Origin of the sequence: Thiobacillus sp. 65-1402 (assembly GCF_001897685.1) — a bacterium.
In the GTDB taxonomy this organism is placed as follows: domain Bacteria; phylum Pseudomonadota; class Gammaproteobacteria; order Burkholderiales; family Thiobacillaceae; genus Thiobacillus.
On sequence record NZ_MKUG01000115.1, the window covers coordinates 1 to 8,381 of the forward strand.

At 60.0% G+C, this 8,381-nt stretch carries 9 protein-coding genes and 2 pseudogenes; 7 read left to right on the top strand and 4 right to left on the bottom strand.

The genetic code is table 11. The annotated features are described in order from the left end of the window. The 6 genes from BGO62_RS09475 to pgl all read left to right on the top strand — a co-directional run. Positions 1-578 (top strand): thiazole synthase (locus tag BGO62_RS09475; protein WP_296641707.1); only part of this gene is annotated, 578 nt, incomplete at its 5' end. A gap of 3 nt (positions 579-581) precedes the next feature. Further along, entirely contained in the window at positions 582-1,283 is a 702-nt protein-coding gene (trmB, locus tag BGO62_RS09480) for a tRNA (guanosine(46)-N7)-methyltransferase TrmB (protein ID WP_296641709.1), read from the top strand. A gap of 34 nt (positions 1,284-1,317) precedes the next feature. Next, positions 1,318-1,953 carry an NAAT family transporter gene (locus BGO62_RS09485; RefSeq protein WP_296641710.1) on the top strand — a complete coding sequence of 212 codons (636 nt, stop codon included), beginning with the start codon at positions 1,318-1,320 and terminating at the stop codon, positions 1,951-1,953. A 40-nt stretch (positions 1,954-1,993) separates the two neighbouring features. Then, positions 1,994-2,968: a phosphogluconate dehydrogenase (NAD(+)-dependent, decarboxylating) gene (gene gnd / locus BGO62_RS09490; protein ID WP_296641721.1), complete on the top strand. Its 975-nt coding sequence runs from the start codon at positions 1,994-1,996 to the stop codon at positions 2,966-2,968. Continuing rightward, a complete protein-coding gene (gene zwf / locus BGO62_RS09495) occupies positions 2,965-4,443 on the top strand; it encodes a glucose-6-phosphate dehydrogenase (protein ID WP_296641711.1) in 1,479 nt (492 codons plus the stop codon). The genes gnd and zwf overlap by 4 nt, the downstream gene beginning before the upstream one ends. Beyond that, positions 4,443-5,135 (top strand): 6-phosphogluconolactonase, encoded by a 693-nt coding sequence (gene pgl / locus BGO62_RS09500; protein ID WP_296641714.1) that lies wholly within the window; start codon positions 4,443-4,445, stop codon positions 5,133-5,135. Before zwf ends, pgl begins: the two co-directional genes overlap by 1 nt. 228 nt (positions 5,136-5,363) lie before the next feature. On the opposite strand, the gene BGO62_RS09505 is transcribed toward pgl, so the two are convergent. The 4 genes and pseudogenes from BGO62_RS09505 to BGO62_RS16380 all read right to left on the bottom strand — a co-directional run. Beyond that, positions 5,364-5,912, bottom strand: coding sequence for a hypothetical protein (locus tag BGO62_RS09505; RefSeq protein WP_296641715.1), 549 nt, complete (start codon positions 5,910-5,912; stop codon positions 5,364-5,366). Between the two features lie 36 nt (positions 5,913-5,948). Further along, the gene (locus BGO62_RS09510) at positions 5,949-7,010 is read right to left on the bottom strand and encodes a hypothetical protein (protein ID WP_296641718.1); all 1,062 of its coding nucleotides are present in this window, start codon (positions 7,008-7,010) and stop codon (positions 5,949-5,951) included. A gap of 238 nt (positions 7,011-7,248) precedes the next feature. Continuing rightward, entirely contained in the window at positions 7,249-7,743 is a 495-nt protein-coding gene (locus tag BGO62_RS09515; RefSeq protein WP_296641720.1) for a tetratricopeptide repeat protein, read from the bottom strand. Positions 7,744-7,767: 24 nt separating this feature from the next. Continuing rightward, a pseudogene (locus BGO62_RS16380) lies at positions 7,768-7,941 on the bottom strand (SEL1-like repeat protein); the annotation flags it as partial. A gap of 51 nt (positions 7,942-7,992) precedes the next feature. On the opposite strand from BGO62_RS16380, the pseudogene BGO62_RS09520 reads away from it, so the two are divergent. Beyond that, positions 7,993-8,381 (top strand): annotated as a pseudogene (locus BGO62_RS09520) (transposase); the annotation flags it as partial.

An 8,381-nucleotide genomic window follows, 5' to 3' on the forward strand; every position in this document is an offset into this window, starting at 1 on the left:
GCTATACCGCGGACGACGCGATCCGCACCCTGCGCCTGGCGCGCGAACTGCTCGACGGCCACAGCCTGGTCAAGCTCGAGGTGCTGGGCGACGCCGAGTCGCTGTATCCCAACGTGGCGGAAACGGTGAAAGCGGCCGAGGTGCTGGTGAAGGATGGTTTCCAGGTGATGGTCTACACCTCGGACGACCCCATCGCCGCGAAACAGCTGGAAGACATCGGCTGCGTCGCGGTGATGCCGCTGGCGAGCCTGATCGGTTCCGGCATGGGCATCCTCAATCCGTGGAATCTGCAGATCATCATCGACCGCCTGTCGGTGCCGGTGATCGTCGATGCCGGCGTCGGCACCGCCAGCGACGCCACCATCGCGATGGAACTCGGCTGCGATGCCGTGCTGATGAACACCGCGATCGCCGGCGCCGGCAATCCGGTGCTGATGGCGTCGGCGATGAAGAAGGCGGTGGAGGCCGGGCGCGAGGCCTTCCTCGCCGGCCGCATGCCGAAGAAAATCTATAAAGCCAGCCCGAGTTCGCCCACCAGCGGCCTCATTACTGAAAACCGAAGCGCAGGCAGCAAATAAAGCATGACGACCGACTCCGGCGCGCATCCGCGCATCCGATCCTACGTGCTGCGCGCCGGCCGCGTCGGTTCCGGCCAGGCGCGTGCGCTGGCCGAGATCGGGCCGCAGTTCATGCTGCCGTACCGGCCTGCCGTACTCGATCTCGACGCCGCCTTCGGCCGCGCCGCCTCTGATTCAAGCCCGGCGCCGCGCATTCTCGAAATCGGCTTCGGCATGGGTGAAGGCTTGGCTGAAATTGCCGCCGCCCATCCCGAAAACGACTACCTCGGCGTCGAGGTGCATACCCCGGGCGTGGGCGCGCTGCTGAAGCAGCTCGGCGAACGCGGCCTGACCAATGTGCGCGTCATCCAGCATGACGCCGTCGAGGTGCTGAACCGCATGCTGGCGCCGGCCAGCCTCGCCGGCATCCACATCTTCTTCCCCGACCCCTGGCACAAGAAGCGCCACCACAAGCGCCGCCTGATCCAGCCGCCGCTGGTGCAACTGCTGGCCAGCCGCCTGCAGCCGGGCGGCTACATCCATCTGGCCACCGACTGGCAGGACTACGCCGAACAGATGCTCGTGGTGCTCGCCGCCGAACCGCTGCTGACAAACACCGTGGCGGACTACGCGCCGCGCCCCGACACCCGCCCGCTCACCAAGTTCGAGCAGCGCGGCATCCGCCTGGGGCACGGGGTATGGGATCTGCTGTTCCGCCGGCTTTAAGGATCCGCCCTGTCATGCGGCTATGATGCCGGCAATGGACATTCTCGAACTCGCCAAGGCGGCGCTTGCGCTGTTTGCCATCGTCGATCCGGTCGGCGTCATCCCGATTTTCCTCCTCGCCACGCAGGGCCACACGCTTGCGCAAAGCCGCGCGGCGGCGCGGATCGCGGCGTTGACGGTGCTGGGGGTGCTGACGCTGTTCACCTTCGTCGGCGAACCTTTGCTGAGCTTTTTCGGTATCCGCCTCGCCGCGTTCTCGGTGGCGGGCGGCCTGCTGCTGCTGTTGCTGGCCCTGTCGATGGTGCAGGCGCACGTCAGCCCGCAGCGGCAGACGCAGGACGAGGCGATGGAGGCGGAAGAGAGGGAGGCGGTCGGCGTGGTGCCGCTGGGCATTCCGCTGCTGGCCGGGCCGGGCGCGATCACCCATGTCATCGTGGCGGCGGGCGCGGCCAAGGGCGAACTGCTGCATCAGGCCGCACTGCTGATCCCGGTGACGCTGGTGGCCCTGTCGGTGTGGCTGTCGTTTCGCGCCGCGCCGGCGATTGCGCAGCGTCTGGGAAAAACCGGGATTCATGTCGTCACGCGCCTGATGGGGCTGATCATCGCAGCGATTTCGATCGAGATGATCGCGAGCGGATTGGGCAAGCTGTTCCCCGGTTTGCTGGCCTGACCGCTGCAGGCGCAGCGGCCGCCGGCACGTCCTATCATGCATTTGGTGCCGGCGCGATAATCGCAGCGGGCAGGCATTCATCCAGACTCAGGGGCAAAACATGGAATTCGGGCTCGTCGGACTCGGCCGCATGGGCGGCAACATGGCGCGGCGCCTGGCCCGCAAGGGCATCAGGATTGCGCTCAACAACCGCAGTCATGAAGTGAGCTCGGCCATCGCGGCGGAAACCGGCCATCTCGCCTGCGCCACCCTGGCCGATCTGGTCGCGGCCCTGCAGGCGCCGCGCATCGTCTGGCTGATGCTGCCTGCCGGCGAAGCCACCGAGACGGCGCTGGCGGCGCTGCAGCCGCTGTTGAGCCCCGGCGATCTGGTGGTCGACGGCGCCAATGCCTACTACAAGGACGATCAGCGCCATGCCGGGATGCTGGCGGCGCAGCAGATCGACTACGCCGATGCCGGCGTCTCCGGCGGGGTGTGGGGGCTGGAGAACGGCTACTGCATCATGTTCGGCGGCAGCGACGCCGCGGCCGCACGACTCAAACCCTACATGGAAGCACTGGCGCCGACGCCGACGACAGGCTGGCTGCATACCGGTCCGGTCGGTTCCGGCCACTTCGTCAAGATGGTCCACAACGGCATCGAGTACGGCATGATGCAGGCCTTCGCCGAAGGCTTTGCGCTGATGCAGAACAAAGCCGGCTTCGATCTGCAGCTGGACGAGATCGCCGAGTTGTGGCGCCATGGCAGCGTGGTGCGTTCATGGCTGCTCGACCTGTCGGCGGATTTCCTGGCGCAGGACCAGGCGCTGGAAACCGTCCAGCCTTTCGTCGCCGACTCCGGCGAGGGACGCTGGACCGCGCTGGAAGCGGTGGAGCAGGGCATCCCCGCCCCGGTGATGACGCTGGCCTTGATGATGCGTTTTGCCAGCCAGGGCAAAAACGATTACGCAGCGAAAATGCTCGCCAAGATGCGCCAGGGATTCGGCGGCCACGCGATCAAGGAGGGCGGCAAATGACCGACCTGGAAGACTCGCTGCCGTGCACCTTCGTTATCTTCGGCGCCACCGGCAATCTGGCCACCAACAAGCTGCTGCCCGCGCTGTATCACCTGGAGGCATCGGCCCGCCTGTCGGAGTCGCTCAATATCGTGGCGTTTTCGCGCCGCCCCTGGAGCGACGACGAATGGCGCAAATACATGCGCGAGATGCTTCCCGACAAGATCAAGGGCAAGCACGATACGCCGGTGTTCGAACGCTTCATCGCTCGCTTCACTTATCAGCAGGGCGACCTCAACGATGCCGCTTCGTACCAGGCGCTGGCCCGCCGCCTGCCTCCCGAAGAAGCCTGTTCGAGCACGGTGTTCTATCTCGCCATCAAGCCGGCGGAATTTGCGGCGGTGATCCACAACCTCGAAGCGGTCGGCCTCAACAAGCCGCGCGGCCTCAATCGCGTGGTGATCGAAAAGCCCTTCGGCGAGGACATCGAGTCGGCGCGCATGCTGAACCAGCTGCTGCACCAGCATTTCGACGAGGAACAGGTCTACCGCATCGACCATTTCCTCGGCAAGGAGACGGTGCAGAACCTGCTGGTGTTCCGCTTCGCCAACACCCTGATCGAGCCCTTGTGGAACCGCAACTTCATCGACCACGTGCAGATCACCGTGGCCGAATCGATTGGCATCGAGAAGCGCGCCGACTACTACGACCGCGCCGGCGCGCTGCGCGACATGCTGCAGAACCACCTGATGCAGCTGCTCACCGTCGTCGCCATGGAACCGCCGGCCGCGCTCGAAGCCGACGCCCTGCACGACGAAAAGGTGAAGGTGCTGCGCTCGATCCGCCCGATTGCCAAGCGCGCCGTGCATGCGCACGCGATTCGTGCGCAATACGCGCGCGGGATGATCGATGGCAAGACCGTGCCGGGCTACCAGCAGGAGGAAAACATCGAGGCGAACTCCGCCACCGAGACCTTCGTCGCCGCCAAGTTCTATATCGACAACTGGCGCTGGCGCGGGGTGCCGTTCTACCTGCGCACCGGCAAGCGCATGCCGCGCCAGACTTCGATGATCGCGCTGCGCTTCCGCCATCCGCCGCAGCAGTTGTTCCGCGAGACCCCGCTCGAATCGGTCGACCCCAACTGGATACTGCTGTCGATCCAGCCCGAGGAGTCGATGCGTATGGAAATCCATGTCAAGCAACCGGGACTCGACATGGATACGCGCGTGATGCAGATGAACGCGAGCTTCCTCAAGACCGACGAGCAGACGCTCGACGCCTACGAGACCCTGCTGCTCGACGTGATCGAAGGCGATCGTTCGCTGTTCATCCGCTTCGACGAAGTCGAATGGGCGTGGCGCGTGGTTGATCCCATTCTCAGAAACTGGACGGTCGAGCGCGAATTCATCCCCACCTATCCCGCCGGTTCCTGGGGGCCGGCCGAGGCAAACCGCCTGTTCGACAGCGACGACCAGACCTGGCGCGACGAGCTGTGATGGCGACCCAGTGGCGGGTGTTCGCCAATAGCGATGCGCTGGTGCGGGCACTGGCCGACGCGCTGTGCGCCGAGGCCGCAGCGGCGATCGCCGCGCGCGGCGCGCTTCACCTGGTGCTGGCCGGCGGCACCACCCCGCGCGCGCTGTATGCCGAGCTGGCGCGTCGCGGCGCGGGCGACGCGCGCTGGCACATCTGGTACGGTGACGAGCGCTGCCTGCCGGCCGATCATCCCGAGCGCAACAGCGCCATGGCCGAGGCCGCCTGGCTCACCGCGTCGAATATCCCCGAAGAGCAACGCTGGCCGATCCCCGCCGAATTCGGTGCCAGCGAAGCGGCAGCAGTGTATGCCGACTGGCTGGCACGCGTGGGCGATTTCGACATCGTGCTGCTCGGCATGGGCGAGGACGGCCATACCGCAAGCCTTTTCCCGGGCCATGACTGGGGAACGGCGGGCGACAGCCCGGATGCGCTGGCCGTGTTCGATGCGCCCAAGCCGCCGCCCGAGCGCGTGAGCCTGTCGGTGGCGCGCTTGAATCGCAGTCAACGGGTTTGGTTTGTCGTCACGGGTTCTGGCAAACGCGAAGCGCTGCTGCACTGGAGGCAGGGTGCGAAGCTGCCGGTGTCCGGGGTGCGTGGCGGGCAGGAAACCGTGGCCTGGCTGGATCAGGCCGCCTGGTCGACAGACAAATAACCCGGGTCTTGAACCAGCCCCCAGCGGATCATTCGATAGGGCGGCGGGAATGCTTGGTGTTCCGCCATTGCAGTCGATGACGAACACGCTTCTCTGGCACGCGGGTGGCGGCTTTCGGTATCAGTGCCGCTATGCGTACTCTCGGCCAGTAGGAGACATTGGCTCGGGCCATTTTGGCGTCTGCTTGCCCCTCAAGAAGAGACGCTCGATCTGTCTGTAATTGTTGGCCTATGTATTTAGGCTTTTAACTGCGGCTTCTATATCGCAACAAGTAGCTTCAATACTGGCGTTCATTTCATCTGTTGATCGAAAGAAATCATCAAACATGCTCTCATTCATCTGCCGGTGAAGTCTCAGAGTCGTTTCAACCTTTTCCTTAAACTGACGCACAGTGGAACCTAAGGTCATGGTTATGGTGACCAACGAGTAGGGAACCGAGTGAATTGGAATGCCATTTAAATAGGTGTCGATGCGCCTCAATTCGCCAAGGTCGCAATGAATGAATCCCTCTGCTGCGCGGTACACGGACTCGCGATCATTCAGTTGGCCTGCGATGTGTTGCATTACCTTTGAAGCATTTGCGGCTAGGACAGATAGTGTTTTGGCCATGTCCACACGCGCTGTGCGCAGCTCTGTCATATGCAGGTCGAGTGCACTTCGATGCTGTAGCCTCGATTGGTGTCTGGCAATATAAGCTGCTGCGAAAATGGCAACAACGGACCCGATCGCTTGTACCCATGCAGCCCATTCTGCGCTTGTAAGTTTCAATAAAAGCATGATGCATTCATGTGTCACTCCTGGCATTTGAGATGCTCATTCGCAGATTCGTTCAGCGCCATACTTGCCATACTCGTTGTAGCAATCGTTTTGACTAGTGCTGTCATTACATTTGGTCACGAAAAAAGCAGTTACCAGAACTATTCCAGCTATTTTGAGGAACTCATCCCACCTAGCCTTTTTCTTTTTCGCCTCATCTTCGGCCTTAATTTTATTTTTTAGATATGCTTCGGCGGCGTCTGCGCCATCTTTACGAAGCACATCCATGAATCCCTGAACTTGTGCAACAAACTTTTCGTTCGCCTTCTCCCGCTGATAATCTTCCCAAGTAAGGTCTCTAACATCGAAGTCGCTCCAAATAATTTCAGCGTCTCCACCCTCGCTCAAATTGGCACCAATCTGCTCACCATGTTTTTCAATTGCGGCTTGATGTTCTGTCACATCTGGTTCTGCTGTACTGGTGCCACTGCTGTGTTCATGTTTGTGCTCTTTGGGTGTGCTCGCAATAACGTTCAATGTACTGCCAGCAGCAACTCCGGAGCTATGCTCTTTAAAATGTGATCGTGCTTCTGCAATTGTGTGACGAGAAAAATCGTTCTTATCGAGCAGTTCGCTTTGGAAACCAAGGATGCATTTGATCAGGTCATCGGTGATTTTCCCCCGCCTATCCGAAATTAGTTTCCTTGCGGCATATACTTGTTTTGACCTACGCAGCAGGTCAACTCTTATTGCCACATTTTTCTCATCTTGAACTGCAGGGTTAAGATTGCGAGCTTCTGCAACAGCCAGACTGATCTCCGCCCTACGTCTACATGCGATAGCCGGATCCGAATGGTTGGAGTCATCGCAAACCCATGCCGCTTTTATCCGTGCCCAAGCTGACTCTACATGGTTATTTCTAAGTGCTCGATCGAGAAGGATGGCTTGGCACAAGAATGAATTTGCCAGTTCGGGATACGCTGGGTCGTTTAATTGATCCCGGTATTCTTGACTACTGATCACAGCCTGCGCATCTGGATAAACTACGCTGACATCGGACGCACAATATCCACATCCGGGGCATCGTTGCACTTGCGCTGAAAGGATCAATCCGTGCATTCCTGCAGACCGCATATCCAAGTCGCCCGACCCAATGCTGTGCGTACTTAGGAATTTTGTGATTTCCGTCTCCGTGCCACACGAGGCACAAGGTACGGTCACCCAGTAAGGCATTGTCATCTTCTATCCCCTGGGGTTGTTTATACGGTGTAAATCAGCGACGACAACGCACTCTTTTAACGGATAACAACCATCACTCTGAGCGCCGTATTTCTGTTTAAGGGGATCAAAGATCCAGTCACTTTGACTTGCTCTTGGTTTGAAATCCCATGGGGGGCGTCACGGATGCAATACTGCAATTAGGACTCTTGCAGTTGTACTTACGAATGCTTGAATCTGAGCAGCTTATCTCATAGGCAAAATTGAAACCTGCTGGTGGTTGCACGTTTTTGATAGACGCAATCTCACATCCTTCATTCCTTGCCAGACTACGCGCCGTCATTTCCATCGCAACATCCGTCTGAGGTGCCTGGCTTTGTTGGTTTAGTGTTTTTTCGATAACGGCAATTCTTTGTTTTGCCCCTTCATGACCCAAATTCGCAGCTTTTCTGTACCAAGCGAGAGCCTCGTTGTAATTCTTGGGAACACCCTGTCCGATTTCATACGCATTACCCAAATTGGCATTAGCCTGCGTACTCCCCCGTTCCGCCGCTACACGATACAGGGAAAGAGCTTCTGAATAACTCTGTCCAACGCCTTCTCCGTTTGCATACATCACGCCAAGATCGTTCATGGCTGGCGCGAATCCTTGATTTGCAGCTTTCCGGAATAATTCCACTGCCTTTACAGGATCTTTAGGTACGCCGTCACCCTTGACATACCTTTCCCCAAGAGCTGTTAACGCTGTGGCATCCCGAGGTTCGGCCGTGTTGTAGTTCGGTTGATACTGAGGTGAGGGGGCTTGTTGTGGTGCGGGCGACGTCCCCCCGATTTGAGTAGCACATAGCTTTGGAGTCCAATTCCATCATTCAAGGAGTTGGACATGAAGAAGCGTTTCACCGAAGAACAGATCATTGGCTTCCTGCGGGAGGCGGAAGCCGGGCTTCCGGTCAAGGAACTGTGCCGCCGGCACGGCTTCTCGGAAGCCAGTTACTACCTCTGGAGATCCAAGTTTGGCGGCATGAGCGTATCGGACGCCAAGCGTCTGAAAGAGCTCGAATCCGAGAACTCTCGCCTGAAGAAACTGCTCGCCGAAGCGATGCTGGAGAACGAGGTCACGCGCGAGGCGCTGAGAAAAAAGTGGTGAAAGCGCCAGCCCGCCGGGAACTGGTGCGTCACCTGGCAGGCCGAGGGTTGAGCGAGCGACATGCCCTGCGCGTCGTCGGCATGAGCGCCAGTGCCTACCGCTACGAGCCCGCCCCAGACCGCAAC

Coding starts and splice junctions, on each gene's coding strand:
- trmB (WP_296641709.1), top strand. CDS start 582: ATGACGACCGACTCCGGCGCGCATCCGCGCATCCGATCCTACGTGCTG.
- BGO62_RS09485 (WP_296641710.1), top strand. CDS start 1,318: ATGGACATTCTCGAACTCGCCAAGGCGGCGCTTGCGCTGTTTGCCATC.
- zwf (WP_296641711.1), top strand. CDS start 2,965: ATGACCGACCTGGAAGACTCGCTGCCGTGCACCTTCGTTATCTTCGGC.
- pgl (WP_296641714.1), top strand. CDS start 4,443: ATGGCGACCCAGTGGCGGGTGTTCGCCAATAGCGATGCGCTGGTGCGG.
- BGO62_RS09505 (WP_296641715.1), bottom strand. CDS start 5,912: ATGCTTTTATTGAAACTTACAAGCGCAGAATGGGCTGCATGGGTACAA.
- BGO62_RS09510 (WP_296641718.1), bottom strand. CDS start 7,010: ATGCACGGATTGATCCTTTCAGCGCAAGTGCAACGATGCCCCGGATGT.
- BGO62_RS09515 (WP_296641720.1), bottom strand. CDS start 7,743: ATGAACGATCTTGGCGTGATGTATGCAAACGGAGAAGGCGTTGGACAG.